The organism is Ruminococcus flavefaciens, assembly GCF_900143025.1.
In the GTDB taxonomy this organism is placed as follows: Bacteria; Bacillota; Clostridia; order Oscillospirales; family Ruminococcaceae; genus Ruminococcus; species Ruminococcus flavefaciens_I.
Genome location: NZ_FRCT01000012.1, coordinates 79153 through 96016, shown reverse-complemented (window position 1 = coordinate 96016; position 16864 = coordinate 79153). Strand labels below are relative to the sequence as shown.

The following is a 16864-nucleotide window of genomic DNA, read 5'->3' as shown; positions in this document are numbered from 1 at the left end:
GATACCCATATAGCAGTTTTGTAGTATTTATTGAGAGAACCCCTTTTGAAAAAGGGGCTTCTCTCAAACTCTCTCCCTAAAACTTTCAGTTTTATTTTTTCTCAGATAGGGCACACCCTGCATTACTTGCGGGTTTTTTTTATTTTCGGTGTGCCCTATCTGAGAAAAAATCAGCTAAAAAAGTCTTTGGAAAGGGGTTCGGGGGAAAGCCTTTCTTCAGAAAGGTTTCCCCCGATAAATAGTATAAGTTGCTATATGAGTACCACGGTTAAGTCCGCCTTTTTATTTAAATCACGATATTGAAGGTATCATATCTGCCATAAATGCAAATAAACCGAATATACTTACGATGTATATTATAAAGAAAGCGACACATATACCAAAACCTATAGCACCGAGCTTTATGCCCCATTCTGCGTATTCCTTTCCCGGTCGTTTCTGGTCAAGGGATATTTTTCCCAGAACTACTGCACAAATAGCACACAGGAGCGATAACCATAATGCAAGAAAAGCCATAGGTATTGAGCATATTCCGAATATAAGCGAAGCTATGGCAAGGTTGGCGGTGGGCTCGGCGGCTGGTCGGGCAGGTGCAGGCTGCTGAGTATTGTTCGGTGTGCTTTTTCCTGATAATGACTTGCCACAGGAGTTGCAAAAATTAGCGTCATCGGAGTTCTCTTTTCCACAGTATCTGCAAAACATATATATTCCCCCTTTCCGATTGTATCTTAAATAAATTATAACACATATGTATTCAAAATGTCAACATATGTGTTCATAATTAACAGAAAATTCGTATATCATATTATCAGAGGTGATAATATGTATATACCAACACTTGACTCTAAGACCGTAGGCGAGGTAATAGCAGAATTCCGCAAGAAAAAGGGGATATCACAGGAAGTCATAAGCGGGCTTGCCGATATTGGGCGTACACACCTCAGTGCAATAGAGCGTGGCGAAAGGAAACCCACACTCGAAACACTTTACCGCATAGCAAATGCCCTTGATGTAAACATGAGCGATATCGTAATAGCTATCGAAAAGAGAATAAATAAGTAAAGGCGGACATCAAGTCCGCCCATTTTATGTATTATTATACATTAAAAACCTTTTAATTTCCTATCGTCTGATAACCCCTTTATACCTGCCACAAGAAGCAGAACAGAAGCCGCCAGCATTACATAAAAGCCGTAATCATAGCCTATTTTCACATAATCGGCGAGCTCGTCCGAGTATTCGCCCAATTTGGATTTTAACCTGTGTTCGGAAGAAAGAACTGCCTCACCGATAGTCAGTACAATAGAAACTATACCTGTAATAAGAACGCCCATGTTGATCTTCTTAACAGAGAATATGGCGCCAAGCACCGCAACAACCGTAAACAGTATCCAGTCCTTGCTGTCTGACAGCGAAGCACTTACCTTAATGATAAATGTAACAGAAAAGAACGGCAGGAACATAGCTATAAATATGGCAGCGGAAGCAATTATGCCCAGAGAATTCGGCGATGATTTTGTCCGTACTATAGGCTGATTTGAGGGAGCATAGTAGTTGTTGCTGCCGAAGCTGTTATAGCTGCCGTTGTTATTGTAGCTATTATAGCTGTTATTGTTATAGTTGTTATTGTTGTAGTTATTATTGTTGTAATTGTTGTTGTTGTTGAAGGAATTCTGCTGAGGCTGTGCGTTCTGATCGTTGTTGAATTCTGTGCCGCAAAAAGGGCATTTTTTAGTGCCGTCCATGAGATTGCTGTTGCAATTCGGGCATAACATAAGACCACTCCTGTCTGAATTAATAATATAAAGCAATTATACCATGAAATTATTAAAAATGTCAATCTTAAAGTCAAATTTTTACAAAAAATTTGCAGGCAGGAGGTTCGCAGTAACACTTGGCGACTTGACAAAAGCCCGCAATTATGTTACAATGATTAAAATTTTTGTAGGGGGGATCGCTATGAAAAGAGCGGTATTAGCTGTATCTGTTCTGCTGACTTTATCAGCAGCTGTATCATGCGGAAATAAAAAGGCAACTATCGATCCGATAGAGATAACTGCGGAAGAAATGCAGACAGCAGAGGAATACAAGTCCATACCGACCGAAGCTGCTTCAGCAGTTGTTACGGAATCAGCTGATGAGATGTCGGACGCAGGCGAAGGAACAGAATTCAAAAGCGGCACAGCAAGCGGAAACGTGTATACTTCGGAATATGCAGGCATAAAGGTAACATTCCCCGAAGATACGGCACTGAACGACAGAGCCGCAAACGAAAAGGAACTGGGGAAGATATGGTCAAAGCTCGATGAAAATTCAAAGAATGAGCAGGGCAATCATATCACAGACCTTGTAGCTAACTGCAAGGAAACGACCTATGTATTCCAGTATTATAATACAAAGCTCTTATTCCCCGACAAAAACAATGTTACTGCCGAGGATTTTATGGAGCAGCACATAGCCTATGAAGGGAACGAGGAAATAAAGACCACAGCTCCCGAAAAAATCACTCTCGGCGGGAAGGAATACACAAAGGAGACTGTAGTCATAGACCAGATAGATTTGGAGCTTGTATATTACGCTCGCAAGATAGACGATGATTTTATACTTGTAATAAACTCACAGGGTGAATCAGGCTTTGACCAAACTGTACTGGAAAAATCAATTGAAGCGATATAAAAAAGGCTTACTTTATGGCGTATCCATATAGAAGTTTTGCCCCTGAGTGATGCAAGTCACTCAGGGGCATTGTGTTTTTATCTGCTGAAGATAAATCAGGAGCTATCTTTCCGTAACGAATCGGGCAAGTTCAACATTACCGTCTTTTTCAATGGATACAATACGAAATCCGCATTTTTCGGTGTAGAACTTAACATTTTCCTTTTTATCCAAAGGCGTTACCAAAGTTATCTTCTTCCAATCCTCATAAAGAGTCTTTATAAACCGAACTGCTTGTGTACCTAATCCTTTGCCTTGATACTCGGGAACAATACACAGGCAAGTGAGCTCATATACTCCCATTTCCAGCCTTTTACAGGAAATACATCCAACAGGTTTATTATCGCATAGTATGATATATTTCGGCTGCTCTTTTATTGATGCTTTCATCATTTCTGTTGTTTTACCGTACCCCGGGCACGCGCCATATCTTATGTGATCGCTGTAAAATGAAGCGTTGTAGATGTTTACCAGCATTTCTGCATCTTCTGATACGGCTTTTCTGTATTCTATTGTCACAGTTTATCAGCTCCGCAAATTCAGTATTATAATAGAAGAATTATAGCATGAAGCAGCCGTAATGTCAATAAAAGCGCCATAGTACTTCCGACTGCATATCGGAAATGCTATGGCGCAAAGTTTTCATATAAGGTGAGATTTCTTTATACCTGCTCTGTCAAGAGCAAGACCCGTAACTATATACAGTACCGTACTTGCGACCACCTGTACGCAGGAAGCAGGAGTCTGTCCGAAAGCAGCGATAACAGCGGCAGCAGAGAAGCCCTTTGTTATCACAACGCCCTCATAAAGTCTGTAGCCCACGATACAGAGCACAAGGGAAGGGACAATGCCGAGAAGATTGCGCTTTGTGATTATTTTATCCGATTTATTGGTAAAAAACAGAGCTGTAAGAGCTTTTATAACGATAGTAGCAGGTATCCATACAGGGAAGCCCGAAAGTCCGTCAGCAAGGGCACCGCCGATAATACCTGCGGCTACTGCATAGGGCGTAGGAAGGATACTTGCGGCAAGGTAGATAAGTCCGTCACCTGCGTGAGTATAGCCTGCACCTGTCGGAACATGGATATATGCGGTAAATACGAATATAAGAGCTGAGAAAAGGCTTGTCAGCACCATTTTCTTTATTTTATCAGACTGAGCTGTCCGTGTCATAAAAAACGCCTCCTTAAAAGCTACTAATCCTATATGTTTTGAGTTTATCCTATTATAACATCAAGCCGATGTTTTTGCAATAGAAAAGATACACAAACTTTGCAAACGTCCGTATATCGAAAGTGTCACAGATGTTACCATATAGGAAATGCTTATACAGAAGTATATACGGTAACTATCGGGGAAAACCTTTCTGAGGAAAGGGTCTTCCCCGAACCCCTTTCCAAAAGGGTCTCCCTCAATAATTACGTACATATTCTATATAAACAATCCCATAAGGAAAGCACTGCCCGAGGCGGCGAGAGCCACGACGATGAGCGGCATTTCGAGGAAGGCGAGGACTACAGCCACAGCCGTACCTGCTATAGCAGTATAGATATTATGTGTGGTATAGAATATAGCAGGAATAGTCATAGCGCTGAGAACGGCGTAAGGGATATAGTACAGGAAGCTCCTGAAAAAGCGCGATTTTATTTTCTTTCTGAAAAAGGTAAAGGGCACCATGCGGATAAGGTAGGTCACGGCAGCCATTACGAAAACATATACAGCAAGGCTCATTCTGTTTCCTCCTCATCTTTTATGGGGAATATCAGTGCAGCAGCCACAGAAGCGGCAATTGCTGAGATTATAATAGCAAAGCCCTCACTTATAAACGGCAGGCAGTATTTGAATACCACACTCAGAGCCGCTGCCATGATGACCACAAAGAGAACGCTGTGCTGTTTTTTTGCAGGCGGGATTATAATAGCTATGAACATACCGTACAGGACTATTTCCATAGCCGTGCTAACGGAAGCAGGGAGAAGTTCGCCTGCCGCTGCTCCGAGAGCAGTACCTGCTACCCAGCCTGTTGCGGCAATTAATATCATGCCGTACATATAAGCGGGAGTCAGGGGCTTTTTCTGTGATGAGCACACCGCAAATATCTCGTCTGTTATGCCGAATGATGCAAGCAGCCTGTGCGGAGTGGTAAAGCTCTTGTCAAGCTTCTGAGAAAGTGACAGAGCCATAAGGGAATAGCGTATATTAATAGTTAGCTGTAGGAGTATCATTTCTATGATAGTTCCTCCTGCGGCAATAACGTCTATACCTGCCTTCTGACCTGCTGAAGTGAGGTTGGTGGCAGAGATGACAGATGCCTGAAAAACGGAAAGCCCTGCCTTGTTTACACAGAGTATCCCGAGTCCGAATGACACAGAAAGGTATCCCAGAAAAATAGGGATACCGTGTGACATTCCGCGAAGAAAGTTATTTTTCATACTGACTGCACCCACAGTCCTGAGATGATCGACATATTTATCCTCCGAGATGATATAATTATATAATTAAAGGGTTTTTATCCTTTCGGCAGAATCGCTTATCTCTGCCCATGAATAGTCTATCATGTATTCGCCGTGATAGGATTTGAGGGCAGCGGTATCTCCCGAGAACAGGTCATACAGGTCGCAGTTCACAGCTTCCTTGTTGATCTGTATCTGGCGGTTCTGCTTGATAATCACATTGTGGAAGCCTGCGGCTTCTATGTCCTTGATAAGGTCAGAGACATACTGCGAGACCTTTTTTGAAGTAGGGCGGTCGAAGTCCTCGACCTCAAGAACATCTGCGGCGATCTCCTTGCTTGTGACAGGATATCCGCACTGGTCTATAAGGTATGCGAATATCTCCTTAGAGATAGTTCTCGAAAACTTTATAGGTATATTGTCTTTGCCGAACACGCGGAAATTGCCGAAAGTGCGTATTTTAAGTCTGGTATCGTCCTTCTGCTCGGGCGCAGCCGAGTATCTGAAATTATCGAATTCATTGCGGATATCGTCTTCTGTATACGGCTTCATGATATAGCCGCTTGGACGCATCTGTATAGCGGCAAAGGCGTATTCCGAATAGCTTGTAACGAAAACGATATTGCACATAGGCGAATACTTTTTCAGTTCTATAGCCACCTGTATGCCCGACATCTTGCCTATGCGGATATCGAGGAAAGCAGCATCGAAGGATTTTTTGTCCTCATATTCCAGAAACTGAGAGGCTCTTCTGAACGCAACTATCTCAGCGTCGGGCTTTACCTTATGAATAGTTTCTACGAGAAGCTGTAGTGCGTATTTTTCATCATCAATTGCCAGAATTTTCATCGTTTTTCTCCTTTGGAATAAGAATAACGCATTCTGTTCCCTCATCGGGAACGCTGTTTATGATAAGTTCACCGCCGCACTCGTCCCGAAGGCGTTTGCGGACATTGTTGATGCCTATATGGCTTTCATCGAGAGAATCAAGTTCGGCGGTATCAAAGCCTGCACCGTCGTCCTTGATGATTATTCTGTGGTGGGTCTCGGTCTCGTCTGTGGAGATGCGGACAGTGCCGCAGCCGCTGTCGGAGCTGTTTATGCCGTGCTTAACGGCATTTTCCACCATAGGCTGTACAGAGAGCACGGGAAGCATGAACATTTCGTCCCTGATATCGAACTCGATATTGAGGTCGTCGTCAAAGCGGAGCTTTTCCAGCGAAAGGTATATTTTGGTATGTTCAAGCTCCTCCTTGATGCTTACAAGACCGTTTCTGCTCATGGCATCGAGATTTTGCCTGAGGTATTTTGAGAAGTCGATAAGGGCGTTTTTGGTTTTGTTGGTGTCCTTATCGCACAGATATATTATAGAGGTGAGGGAATTGTACATAAAATGGGGCTGTATCTGTGAAAGTGTGAGGACTCGACGGCTTTTTTCCAGTTCCAGCTGGCTTATCCTCAGTTTTTCCTCCATTTCGCGCTGATAGATAGAGATAAGGTAGAAATAGAATACTATAACGTCAAGTGCAACTATTTCGTCCATAAGGTCAACGACGATATAAGCTGCTTCAAGGTAACATTCAAGGATAGTCAGGAAAACGATGAATATTACCGTCGCGCCCTTTGTCTTGTCCTTGGACTTGAAGAAGCGTATGGAGTATCTCAGCAGCAGCAGCATATATATCATGCCTGCGAAATAAGGAGCAAGGAAGAATATCCCGTCCTCATAGTCAAGGTGACTGTTATAGCTGAATATTATCTTTGGACCGAACAGGTTCACGATCTCCGCAGCAATTACGATGCCCTCGGGGATAAACAGCAGATACCGCTTTACATTCGGGGTAATGAGCAATATCTCTATATAAGCTATCATAGGAAAGAGGATATGCTCCACAGCTGTTCGGAAATACATAAAGTACATTGCAGGGTCGCCGCGGTAATCATAGTCTGCGTCATAGACTTTTTTCAGGAAAAGCTCCCTGATAGCTGCATTTGCAACGATAATGGAAAGGAGTATGACGATGACAGCGATATGCTCGGTACCGTGAGGACGTTCCTTGCGGTTTTCGATGAGCAGGACGATGATACCGATAATAAGTGCAACAGAGACAAAATTATAGCTGATAAGATACGAGATCAATTGCATAACAGTTCTCCTTGTGATTATGTATAATACAGCGGCTCATTTTTTTACCATATAATGGTATTATAACACATTCTGCACTGTTTGTAAAGGAAAGGAAAGTCGTTTTTTGTATGTATCATTCATGTAAAATGACCTGACAGCGGCAAGATCTCGGGGCCAAAATCGTTGAAATGACGAAATTGCGAAAAAATCTTAAAAAATTGTAAAAATGGCATTTTTTGTTGAACCGTGTGGAACAACTTATGTTATAATAATGGTGGGATATGATATACATATATTGTGGTAGTAGGGTTCAGACGCTGCGGTTGGTAGTAAACTGGGGGGAAAACAGTTGCGGAAGGTGCAGACCTGCCGAAGCGGGCTGCGGTGTCTCCTCTCTACGTTGGCAAATTAAGTACGATCATTCGATGGTTTTCCGTGGAAGCACGGAAGGGGTTCACTCTACTTTGATTTCGAGGGATTGCTATACCTTCATTGTTCAATATTTTTTTAATGCGCAGTCATAGTGGCTGCGCACTTTTTTTATTATTTAAAGATATGAGATCATAAAAAACGGGTTCTGTACAATCGTATTCTCATTATATCCGATAGTGTCATAACGTGGTAAATCCATTGACACTGAGGTTTTGAAATGATAAAATGAAGTCGAAGAGTAAACGTGAAAAAGATTTTTCAAAACATAAACAGAAAGGAAAGAAAACAAATGAAAGCAATGAAAAAGACTATGGCAGGTCTTTTTGCTGTCTGCATCTGTGCAGCAAGCCTTTCCGAATTAGGCACAACGGAATATGGCAGAGTTGCAGAGGCAGCAGCATCAAAGGACATATCCTCAACAATGGAATGGGACACCCTAAAAATAGGCGGAGCAGGCTTTGTTTCAGGCATTGTTGCAGGAAAGAAGGAAATGTATCTCCGTACAGACGTAGGCGGTGCATACAGATATGATTACGAAAAGAAAAGATGGGTACAGCTTTTCGGCTTTATCAACGAAGACGACAGAGGACTTCTCAGCTGTAAGGGTATCGCTATCGACCCTACAGACGACCTGACAGCGTATTTCCTCTGCGGCTGTGCATACTTCTCGGACGCAAAGACAGTAATATACAAGACTACAGACGGCGGCAAGACTTTTACAGGCGTTGACGTAACAGAGCATATACAGGTACACGGAAACGGCGACGGACGTGAATGTATCGAGCCTATCGCAGTTGATCCCGACAATCCCAAGACTATCTATGCAGGCGGCGATGTTACCTCAGGCAAGTCCGCTCTTATAAAGTCCACAGACGGCGGCAAGACATGGTCTCCCGTAATGGGCTATGACGCTCTCGGACTTTTCAGCGGCGAGCTCAAGTATCCCTCATGGACAGACCATATGGTAAGAGGCACGGAGCCAAGCAAGCTCTACAACGAGCAGAACGGTATCGGCTGTGTATATGTTGAGGGCGGAAAGGTATATGTAGGTACTTCCGTAAAGGGAAAGGCAAACGTCCACGTTGCAAGTGTTAAGGACGATAAGTTCGAGCCTGTAAAGGCGCTTCCCAACGATAACTACCCTCTTTCCATAACAAGCGACCATAACGGAAATCTTTTCTTCACATATATAGCAGGACTTGCATTCGCAGGAGCTTCAGGCGGCGCATACAAGTACAATATCGCTTCGGGCAAGGCTGAAAAGCTTACAGTTTCAGACAATTCTATCGGTATGATAGATGTTGACAAGAAAGATCCAAACAAGATGTTCGCCCGTACCTGCGGTGTATTCTCAGACCAGTGGTTCGGCGATGAATGGATACAGGACGACCCCAGCACTCCCGAAAACGAGGGTACTATCGCATGGGGCGACCACTTCTTCCGCTCAGATGACGGCGGCAAGACATGGGAGGATATAACTCCCGGTGCAGGTGAAACAGACTACTCAACAGGCGTAGGCGTGAAGAATTTCGTTTCACTTCCTATGGATCTGGGCGGATATGACTGGATATACGGCAAGGCTTGCCATTGGGGCAGCAGTATCGTTATTGATCCAAGAGATCCCGAGGGCGACAGACTCCTCCTCACATCAGGAAACGGCGTTTTCGCCTGCGACAACGCATGGGACGAAAAGGGAATACAGTTCTACTTCCAGCCTGACGGTGTTGAAGAGTGCGTAAGCCTTGACTTTGTCAGCACTCCCGATGGTCTCGACCTTTCAGCTATCGGCGACTATGACGGATTTGTTCATACCTCTCCGACTGCAATACCTCCGCAGTACAAGCCGAATATGGGTTCGACCTCCGCTATTGCGGTATGCCCTCAGAATACTGATGTATGGGCAAGAACCGCAAACGGTGACGGAAATAATACAGGAAGCGGATATTATACACTTGACCGCGGCAAGACATGGAAGGCATTCAAGCCTGCCTGCACAGGCGGAAAACTCTCAATCACAGAGCTTTCAAAGGGCAAGTACAGAATAATCAATTCCAGCTCAAAGGGTGCAGTTTCCTATACAGACGACTTTGGTGCAACATGGAAGACCTGCGGCGGCATCAAGGCTTCAAAGACCGTTTATACCCTCGTTGACCCCGAGGACGCAAAGACAGTTTACGCTGTAGGTGCTCAGTACAACGAGTACTGGTCATCTGATATGTCCAAGAAGGAGCCTACTTACGACGAGTCACACTACTCATACTATGTGAGCGATGACTACGGTGCTACCTTCACAGAAACACGTATCTGCCCGTATAACTGGGAACTCACATGGAAGTTCGAGGAGACAGGCGATCCTGCATACCTCGGCGGCGGCAAGATAGCTTTTGCAGGCGCAAATCAGGGCGTTTACATAATCTCCGACAAGGGCAAGACAGTTGAGCACCTTGAAAATGTAGCATATGCAAAGTGCATCGGCTACGGCGCACCCGAGAAGAAGGGCAGTGTGAATACTCTCTTCATGTATGGCAAGCCTGATAAGGAAGACCCCGAGGGCATCTATCGTTCAACAGATGCAGGAAAGACATGGGTGTGCATAAATACAGACCACCTCTACGGCGGTACAGGCAACGGCAACTACCTCGTAGGTGATATGGACGAGTTCGGCAAGGTATATATGTCAACAGTAGGCTGCGGTATCGTTTACGGACAGATAAAGGGCAGTGCTCCTGCTGTAACAACTACCACAACTGCTAAAAAGACCACAACTACTACAACAAAAGCAGTTACCACCACAACCAAGCAGGCGACTACAACAACAGTATCGACCACACCAAAGACAACAAGCAAGGATTACAAGGCAGGCGACGCTAACTGCGATGGCGATGTAGACCTTTCAGATGCAGTGCTTATCATGCAGGCGCTTGCAAATCCCAACAAGTACGGTGCAAATGGTACAGACAAGACTCACATCACAAAGCAGGGCATCGAGAACGCAGATGTTATCGGAAACGACGGCATGACGACAAATGATGCACAGGCAATACAGAAATATCTCCTGAAGCTTGTTGACAAGCTTCCGATAAAATAATAACGTGAAAAGGGCTTCCGCAGGATATGCGGGAGCCCTTTCCTTAGGGCAACAAGGTATTGATTTTGCTGCTCATTTCTGCTATAATATGTGATGTATTTTATTATCTGGAGGATCTTTATGAAAAAGACTATCAAATTCATCACATCACTTTGCATTTCAGCAAGTACTTTTTTATCACCTTGTGTATTTAACTACGGAACAGCCGCCAATGCTTACACAGGAGCTATTAACGAAACATATCTGCTCTCTTCTCCAAGCAAAGCTGCTGACTCGGGAAACTGCGGTGAAGGCGTTACATGGACGCTTGATGACGCGGGAACTCTTACCATAAGCGGTAAAGGAACTGTATCAGCAAGCGCATTTGCTGAAAATGAGGATATAAAGTCGGCAGTTATAAAGGAAGGCATTACAGGCATCGGAAAATCAGCTTTTGACAGCTGCAAAGGTCTTACATCGGTAACAATGCCCGAGTCTCTTACAAGCATAGCAGACGGAGCGTTCAGCGGCTGTAAGAATCTTTCGTCCGTAACTATGTCAAAGCCCACAGAAATAGGCTACGATGCATTCGGCGAGACCAAATGGCTTAATGATGCACGCCAGAAAGATCCGCTGGTAATAGTAAACGGTATACTCATAGACGGTATTACAAGTTCAGGAGAAGTAAAAGTGCCTGATACAGTTACAAGCATAGCCGCAGGTGCATTCAACTGCAACGAGAATATCACATCTGTAGTTATCCCAAAGTCCGTAAAGTTTATCGGCAAAATTGCGTTCGGAGGCTGCATGGAGCTTGGCTCTGTGACTATACCCGATACTGTGACAAGCATAGGTGAAGGAGCATTTTCCTACACAAAATGGATAGAAGGAAAACAGACAGAAGATCCGCTGGTAATAGTAAACGGAATACTCATAGACGGCACAATGAGCTTTGGCGATGTAGTTATCCCCGATACAGTCAAGAGCATAGCTGATTCCGCATTTGTATATTCCATGATAGACTCAGTTAGCATACCTGATACGGTGACAAGTATAGGGAACAATGTATTCTCATGCTGTGAGAGCCTTGCTTCCGTAAAGCTGCCCAAGAGCCTGACAGTCATTTCGGAGAATATGTTTACAGGCTGTGCAAATCTTAAAACATTGACTATACCGAATACCGTAACAAGCATAGGAACTAATGCATTCGATCAGTGTACAAGCCTTGAAGCAATAACTGTACCCGACTCAGTAAAGTCGATAGACGACGCGGCATTTCAGCACTGCGAAAGCCTTAGATCAATAAAGCTGCCTGCATCTGTAGCAAAGATAGGAAGCGGTGCATTTTGGTATACAGGTCTTGAAACCATAACCATACTGAATTCAAAATGCGAAATAGACGGCGAAGCTACAACGATATGCAATAAATTTAATGATGAAGACGAAAGCTTTGGATACACAGGTGTTATCTGCGGAAACAGCGGCTCAACAGCCGAAGCCTATGCAAAGAAGTACGGTTATACTTTTAAGGCTTTATCAGCAGCTCCCGAGACTTCTGTGACTTCTGCCAAAACTGCAACAACTACTTCAACTACATCAAAGACAACATCAACAACTTCAAAGACCTCCACATCTACCACTACAGCCGTAACCTCTACATCTGCTGTTTCTACAGAGCTCAAGGCAGATGCCCGTATAGTCGGTTCATGGTATGCAAGCAGCATATCGGGAAGGGGGATGGAGTATACACCCGAAGATGATCAGGTCGTTTTGATCTTCAACGATGATTTCACATATAACGGCTATATGAAAGAGCGTGACGGTTCCTACACTGAGACCATAGGTTCATGGACTTCAGCAGGCAATAAGGTCATTGCTATAAACGGCAGAAGCAGAACAGCTCTTGTATACGATCCCGATAACGATACCCTTACTTTTTCATCTGAGAAGGAGACAGATATATACAAGCGCGGCGGCAGACTTACAACATCAGCCTCTACAACAACATCTGCTGCTCCCAAAACAACAACTTCCACAACCTCAAAAACTACATCTACGACTGCCAAAACTTCAACTTCCACAACCTCAAAGACTACATCTACAACTGCAAAGACCTCAACATCAACGACCTCGAAAACTACATCTACAACTGCAAAGACCTCAACATCAACGACCTCGAAAACTACATCTACAACTGCAAAGACCTCAACATCTACAACCTCAAAGACTACATCTACAACTGCAAAAACTTCAACTTCCACAACCTCAAAGACTACTGCGCCTGTGACCACAACAACTGCGAACAGCGGTAAATTATCTGTCACTGTATGGGGCGATGTAAGCTGCAACGGTAAAATAGATGTTGTCGATATAGTTCTGCTCAACAAGTATCTGAACAACCCCACATATACGCTTTCAGATCAGGCTAAGGTCAATGCAGACATTAGTGCTCCGCAGGATAAGACAGGAAAAGCTGTTGATCCTAAGGGAGTAAAGCTTACAGGAGCTGATTCTGAGGAAATATTGATGCTTCTCCTTAAAAGCAAGGGATAATTATAAAAAACGGCTTCCGTAATCTTGATACTCATATAAAAGCTTATACTATTTATCGGGGGAAACCTTTCTTCAGAAAGGCTTCCCCCGAACCTCTTTTTCAAAAGGGGTTCTCTCAATAATCAGCGTAAAACTTTCTATATGGGTAACGAGTTTACAGAAGCTGTTTATTATATTATACGACAGGAGACACGGGCGGCGTCGCATTTTCTCACAGCAATGACGGCACCGCATATAAGGTAAGCGGCGATATCTCCGCCGAAGCTTTTTTGCAGGCATTTTACTCTGCACCCCTGTATGAGACCTAAGTCGGCAAGACGGCTGCGGATATGTCCGTTCAGGGAAATACCGACGACCTCGCCGAGCTGACCTTCGTCAAGGGTACACATAGGGATATGATAGTTCATGGCAGACCTCCGCTATATCATATGCGCCGTGGAAAAATAAAGTTCTCAGTGCGGAAATTTATCTCTGTAAACACCTGTCTCCGTAAATATGCCTTTGCTGCTGCCTCGTATTTTTATTGAGCCTATACGCTCTGCGGTCACACCTGTGAAGCTCACAAGGTCGTAAAGGTCCTCGCCGCAGAAGCCGCTGTAGGAGCAGAACAGCATTTTCTGACCGCGGAAGTCGAATTTATCGCGGAAGTAAAGAGCCTGCTGAGGAGCATAGAGAAAGCGCATATCAAGGTCGAAGTACTTGTGGCGGACTATTTTAAGTGCGGCTGCGTCAGGGTCGGTAAGGTCAAATGTACCGTAGTTTCCGTTGATATCAGCCATATGGTAGTCACTGGCGATGTGTCGGCAGGCAAGTTCTGTACCGTGAGATATAAGCTCTGCATCTGTAAAGTCGAACACCTCGGGAGCAGGGAACGGACTTATCATAACTGTATTTGTACCTCTTATGTATGGGTAAGTTCCGAGAAGCTTGTAGGCAAGATTTGAAGCTGCGTCCCACATTGAGGTATTTGGTCTGACATAGATATAGCTGCTGTCGTCGGAATTATTTTCGTGAGTAACATAGGGCAGGGTATAGAAATTATCCATAAGCATATTGAAGGAGATATTCATTTTAAGTCCCGGCTCTATCTGGTTCTGGCAAAGCAGAGATGTGAAGCCTCTTGACGTAACGCTGAGGAAGTATTCTCCACCTGTTTTTTCGATTTTAAGATCGTCGATAAGACCGTGGTGTATGAGAGAGTTGTCGATAGCAAGCATCACCTCTGCGGCATTGTCGAAGTTTGTGCGAGAAGTGCGGACTTTTGCGGAAAGCGAAGTATAGGGTGTGTAGATATCCTTTATGAAATTGAATGAGAGGATATCTTCCTCGGAAAGGAGAGTACCGTCTCTGTTTTTTATACTCAGAACTGCTGTCATATTGCATTGCTCCTTGTGATATTGTCTTTGGTCGTAAGCGTTACCGTTACGTCTGCCCAGTCGCTTTTCTTATTGTCGAGGGTATAAGCGAGCATACGGCAGCTATTGAAGCAAAGCCCCATATACTCCACATTGAATGCGGCGGAGCTTTTAGCGAGGGCATTGAAGCTGTACACAAAGTCTGCGGCATTTTCCGAATATACCCTTCCCGAAAATGTAAGCTTTGTACTGCGGCTGGCGTTATTTGTGAAAACACTTCCGCCGTCTGCTGTTGACTCCTCGTTTATGATCCTTGCAGCAGAAGCTTTGAAGCTGTCGCAGTATATAACGATATTGGATATGCTGACAGGTACAGCCTCATGCTTTGTAAGCTCTGTTGTGCTCATGGAGTGCTCCTTTCGGTCTTTGTGATGCCTCTTGCGGAGAGCACCACAGTAAGTACAAGGCGCTGTATATTGGAGTCGAACTTTATGCTCATTTTTGAAAGAGAGCAGGTAAGTCCCGACATATCCGCAATTACAGGCTCGATATTTTCGTCATAGAAAAGGAAGATATCATCTGCGGAGCTGTTCTTTGAAGCTGTTATCCTTATTTCGATATCCGCTCTGAATGGTATATAAATGTATGAGGGCGAGTAAATAGGTGTGGACGATTCAAAACCGCCTATGCCCACAACGGTGAAAAGCTCCTTCTCCTTTTTTGAGATATCTGCTGCATCAAAGGCGCTGTACACAGCGTCAATACCGCAGGCTCTCAGCTTTGAGATAACGTCGTTTATAATATCACGCAGCATCACAGCACCTCCTCTCCGCTTGAAAAGCCTGCGAAAACAAAGGTATCGGCTGTGAGGAGACTTTTGCACATCTGCAAATAGTCTCTCAGGAGCTGCTTTGCGTACTCGTAGGCGGTATTTTGCGACTCCTTCAATACCTTGCCTGCGTATGTGACCTCTGCTCTTTCTCTTGCAGCAAGTATCTGCTGTAGTCTGTAAAAGGCAAGTGCAGCGCAGAGGAAGCAGAGTCTCAGGTCGCTTATATCAGCGTTTGGTCTGAGCAGATCATCTATTTCTCGCATGGAAAGGTATATTATTTTCATGTATTCGGTGCTGTTGCTTTCACCTGTCATCAGCTCGAATATCTCTGTTACCTTCTGTATATCCATAGTTCCTCCTTATTTCATGGTGAAGCTTTCTGCGGTGTCCTCCGACTTCGCACTGTATTCAAGCTGCACCTCTGTTTTAGCTTTTCCGCACTGCGCCTCAAAGGATTTGCGGAGTGCGATAAGCTGCTGTGTATTCATATTTGCTGCCGAAATAGAAGCGATATCAGCCGCAGCCCTTCCGCCTGCAAAATAGGCAAATCTGCGGATATCGCGGCGGAGCTCGTCATCGCAGAGCTGTATATCCCTTGCCTGTGACTTTACAGCAGTATCGTCGCTGTACTTTTTGGTTACACCTGCATTTACCTGCGCAGGCACAGCAACGAAGCTCCATTCGTAAGCGTCGGTGATATCGTCAAGGACATTGTGGCAAAGCTTTCCGCCGTATATCTTGCCCTTTACATGATTGCAGGTGTTTATGTTTTTATCGTTTCCGCAGACCGAGCATATCCTTCTGGCTGCTGAGCAGGAAATGCTTACCTCCTTTTTGATGCCGCCGTCAATTTCGGCGATGAGGTTCTTGTTTTCGTCAGTTCTCACCATATAAGCCATAGCCTTCAGATAAACGTAGGGCTTGCCGTACTGTGTGAGCCGCGAGTCGTCGGTGATAAGCTCCGTATCGAAGATACGGGCATTCTGGTTGGCGGTAGACGTATCGTGGTCGAAGATGCCTGTTTTGCCTATGAATTTTTCTCTGAGGGTATCGAGTGCCTTTTCTGAGAAGCGTTCACAGTCGCGGTCGATATCGTTATCGCAGAGTATGACCGAGAAAACGTATACTTCGTTCTCGGAGAGCGTCCTGCGTGTGAATTTGTTTATCTTATCGAGAATAGACTTGTCCATAATAGCTCCTTTCATTGGTCAATGCATAATGCGGAATTCGTAATTAGAAATTCCGCATTCCTAATTAAACAACTCCGCATTATGTATAAATGATACAGCGTAGGGGCGGCGGAACGCCGCCCGTTGGTTACGCAGGTCA

The 16864-nt window shown here is 44.5% G+C and carries 18 protein-coding genes; 4 read left to right on the top strand and 14 right to left on the bottom strand.

Annotated features, from left to right (window positions below; genetic code table 11):
- Positions 1–291 precede the first annotated feature (291 nt).
- Complete coding sequence (locus tag BUB28_RS12330) at positions 292–702, bottom strand: zinc-ribbon domain-containing protein (protein WP_072951851.1); 411 nt, start codon at positions 700–702, stop codon at positions 292–294.
- Between the two features lie 120 nt (positions 703–822).
- On the opposite strand from BUB28_RS12330, the gene BUB28_RS12325 reads away from it, so the two are divergent.
- Positions 823–1062, top strand: a complete 240-nt coding sequence (locus BUB28_RS12325; RefSeq protein WP_072951849.1) for a helix-turn-helix domain-containing protein — start codon at positions 823–825, stop codon at positions 1060–1062.
- Positions 1063–1103: 41 nt separating this feature from the next.
- On the opposite strand, the gene BUB28_RS17095 is transcribed toward BUB28_RS12325, so the two are convergent.
- Complete coding sequence (locus BUB28_RS17095; protein ID WP_072951847.1) at positions 1104–1775, bottom strand: zinc ribbon domain-containing protein; 672 nt, start codon at positions 1773–1775, stop codon at positions 1104–1106.
- 184 nt (positions 1776–1959) lie between these two features.
- Between BUB28_RS17095 and BUB28_RS12315 the strand changes: the two genes are divergently transcribed.
- Positions 1960–2676, top strand: a complete 717-nt coding sequence (locus BUB28_RS12315) for a hypothetical protein (protein ID WP_072951845.1) — start codon at positions 1960–1962, stop codon at positions 2674–2676.
- 102 nt (positions 2677–2778) lie between these two features.
- On the opposite strand, the gene BUB28_RS12310 is transcribed toward BUB28_RS12315, so the two are convergent.
- From BUB28_RS12310 to BUB28_RS12285, 6 genes are all read right to left on the bottom strand, one after another.
- The gene (locus BUB28_RS12310) at positions 2779–3234 is read right to left on the bottom strand and encodes a GNAT family N-acetyltransferase (RefSeq protein ID WP_072951843.1); all 456 of its coding nucleotides are present in this window, start codon (positions 3232–3234) and stop codon (positions 2779–2781) included.
- Between the two features lie 123 nt (positions 3235–3357).
- The gene (locus BUB28_RS12305; protein ID WP_072951842.1) at positions 3358–3888 is read right to left on the bottom strand and encodes a TIGR04002 family protein; all 531 of its coding nucleotides are present in this window, start codon (positions 3886–3888) and stop codon (positions 3358–3360) included.
- A 258-nt stretch (positions 3889–4146) separates the two neighbouring features.
- Positions 4147–4446, bottom strand: coding sequence for an AzlD domain-containing protein (locus BUB28_RS12300; RefSeq protein WP_072951840.1), 300 nt, complete (start codon positions 4444–4446; stop codon positions 4147–4149).
- Positions 4443–5147, bottom strand: a complete 705-nt coding sequence (locus tag BUB28_RS12295; protein WP_072951857.1) for an AzlC family ABC transporter permease — start codon at positions 5145–5147, stop codon at positions 4443–4445. The genes BUB28_RS12300 and BUB28_RS12295 overlap by 4 nt, the downstream gene beginning before the upstream one ends.
- A 66-nt stretch (positions 5148–5213) precedes the next feature.
- A complete protein-coding gene (locus BUB28_RS12290; protein ID WP_072951839.1) occupies positions 5214–6017 on the bottom strand; it encodes a LytR/AlgR family response regulator transcription factor in 804 nt (267 codons plus the stop codon).
- The gene (locus BUB28_RS12285; protein WP_072951837.1) at positions 5998–7314 is read right to left on the bottom strand and encodes a sensor histidine kinase; all 1317 of its coding nucleotides are present in this window, start codon (positions 7312–7314) and stop codon (positions 5998–6000) included. The genes BUB28_RS12290 and BUB28_RS12285 overlap by 20 nt, the downstream gene beginning before the upstream one ends.
- A 703-nt stretch (positions 7315–8017) precedes the next feature.
- Here BUB28_RS12285 and BUB28_RS12280 point away from each other — a divergent pair.
- Complete coding sequence (locus BUB28_RS12280) at positions 8018–10816, top strand: 1,4-beta-glucanase (RefSeq protein WP_072951835.1); 2799 nt, start codon at positions 8018–8020, stop codon at positions 10814–10816.
- A gap of 120 nt (positions 10817–10936) precedes the next feature.
- Complete coding sequence (locus BUB28_RS12275; protein WP_072951834.1) at positions 10937–13348, top strand: leucine-rich repeat protein; 2412 nt, start codon at positions 10937–10939, stop codon at positions 13346–13348.
- A 170-nt stretch (positions 13349–13518) separates the two neighbouring features.
- Here BUB28_RS12275 and BUB28_RS12270 read toward each other — a convergent pair whose 3' ends face one another.
- From BUB28_RS12270 to BUB28_RS12245, 6 genes are read right to left on the bottom strand one after another with little or no spacing between them, the layout of a single operon-like run.
- The gene (locus BUB28_RS12270) at positions 13519–13755 is read right to left on the bottom strand and encodes a FeoA family protein (RefSeq protein WP_072951832.1); all 237 of its coding nucleotides are present in this window, start codon (positions 13753–13755) and stop codon (positions 13519–13521) included.
- Positions 13756–13800: 45 nt separating this feature from the next.
- On the bottom strand, positions 13801–14724 hold the full coding sequence (locus tag BUB28_RS12265) for a hypothetical protein (protein ID WP_072951831.1): 924 nt from the start codon (positions 14722–14724) through the stop codon (positions 13801–13803).
- Complete coding sequence (locus tag BUB28_RS12260) at positions 14721–15110, bottom strand: hypothetical protein (protein WP_072951829.1); 390 nt, start codon at positions 15108–15110, stop codon at positions 14721–14723. The genes BUB28_RS12265 and BUB28_RS12260 overlap by 4 nt, the downstream gene beginning before the upstream one ends.
- Positions 15107–15517 (bottom strand): hypothetical protein, encoded by a 411-nt coding sequence (locus BUB28_RS12255; protein ID WP_072951827.1) that lies wholly within the window; start codon positions 15515–15517, stop codon positions 15107–15109. The genes BUB28_RS12260 and BUB28_RS12255 overlap by 4 nt, the downstream gene beginning before the upstream one ends.
- Entirely contained in the window at positions 15517–15885 is a 369-nt protein-coding gene (locus BUB28_RS12250) for a hypothetical protein (protein ID WP_072951826.1), read from the bottom strand. Before BUB28_RS12250 ends, BUB28_RS12255 begins: the two co-directional genes overlap by 1 nt.
- A 9-nt stretch (positions 15886–15894) precedes the next feature.
- Positions 15895–16740: a hypothetical protein gene (locus BUB28_RS12245; protein ID WP_072951818.1), complete on the bottom strand. Its 846-nt coding sequence runs from the start codon at positions 16738–16740 to the stop codon at positions 15895–15897.
- Positions 16741–16864: the final 124 nt, after the last annotated feature.

Excerpts from the sequence above, each read along its gene's own strand:
- BUB28_RS12330 (WP_072951851.1), bottom strand. The coding sequence starts at position 702 with ATGTTTTGCAGATACTGTGGAAAAGAGAACTCCGATGACGCTAATTTT.
- BUB28_RS12325 (WP_072951849.1), top strand. The coding sequence starts at position 823 with ATGTATATACCAACACTTGACTCTAAGACCGTAGGCGAGGTAATAGCA.
- BUB28_RS17095 (WP_072951847.1), bottom strand. The coding sequence starts at position 1,775 with ATGTTATGCCCGAATTGCAACAGCAATCTCATGGACGGCACTAAAAAA.
- BUB28_RS12315 (WP_072951845.1), top strand. The coding sequence starts at position 1,960 with ATGAAAAGAGCGGTATTAGCTGTATCTGTTCTGCTGACTTTATCAGCA.
- BUB28_RS12305 (WP_072951842.1), bottom strand. The coding sequence starts at position 3,888 with ATGACACGGACAGCTCAGTCTGATAAAATAAAGAAAATGGTGCTGACA.
- BUB28_RS12300 (WP_072951840.1), bottom strand. The coding sequence starts at position 4,446 with ATGAGCCTTGCTGTATATGTTTTCGTAATGGCTGCCGTGACCTACCTT.
- BUB28_RS12295 (WP_072951857.1), bottom strand. The coding sequence starts at position 5,147 with ATGAAAAATAACTTTCTTCGCGGAATGTCACACGGTATCCCTATTTTT.
- BUB28_RS12290 (WP_072951839.1), bottom strand. The coding sequence starts at position 6,017 with ATGAAAATTCTGGCAATTGATGATGAAAAATACGCACTACAGCTTCTC.
- BUB28_RS12285 (WP_072951837.1), bottom strand. The coding sequence starts at position 7,314 with ATGCAATTGATCTCGTATCTTATCAGCTATAATTTTGTCTCTGTTGCA.
- BUB28_RS12280 (WP_072951835.1), top strand. The coding sequence starts at position 8,018 with ATGAAAGCAATGAAAAAGACTATGGCAGGTCTTTTTGCTGTCTGCATC.
- BUB28_RS12275 (WP_072951834.1), top strand. The coding sequence starts at position 10,937 with ATGAAAAAGACTATCAAATTCATCACATCACTTTGCATTTCAGCAAGT.
- BUB28_RS12270 (WP_072951832.1), bottom strand. The coding sequence starts at position 13,755 with ATGAACTATCATATCCCTATGTGTACCCTTGACGAAGGTCAGCTCGGC.
- BUB28_RS12265 (WP_072951831.1), bottom strand. The coding sequence starts at position 14,724 with ATGACAGCAGTTCTGAGTATAAAAAACAGAGACGGTACTCTCCTTTCC.
- BUB28_RS12260 (WP_072951829.1), bottom strand. The coding sequence starts at position 15,110 with ATGAGCACAACAGAGCTTACAAAGCATGAGGCTGTACCTGTCAGCATA.
- BUB28_RS12255 (WP_072951827.1), bottom strand. The coding sequence starts at position 15,517 with ATGCTGCGTGATATTATAAACGACGTTATCTCAAAGCTGAGAGCCTGC.
- BUB28_RS12250 (WP_072951826.1), bottom strand. The coding sequence starts at position 15,885 with ATGGATATACAGAAGGTAACAGAGATATTCGAGCTGATGACAGGTGAA.
- BUB28_RS12245 (WP_072951818.1), bottom strand. The coding sequence starts at position 16,740 with ATGAAAGGAGCTATTATGGACAAGTCTATTCTCGATAAGATAAACAAA.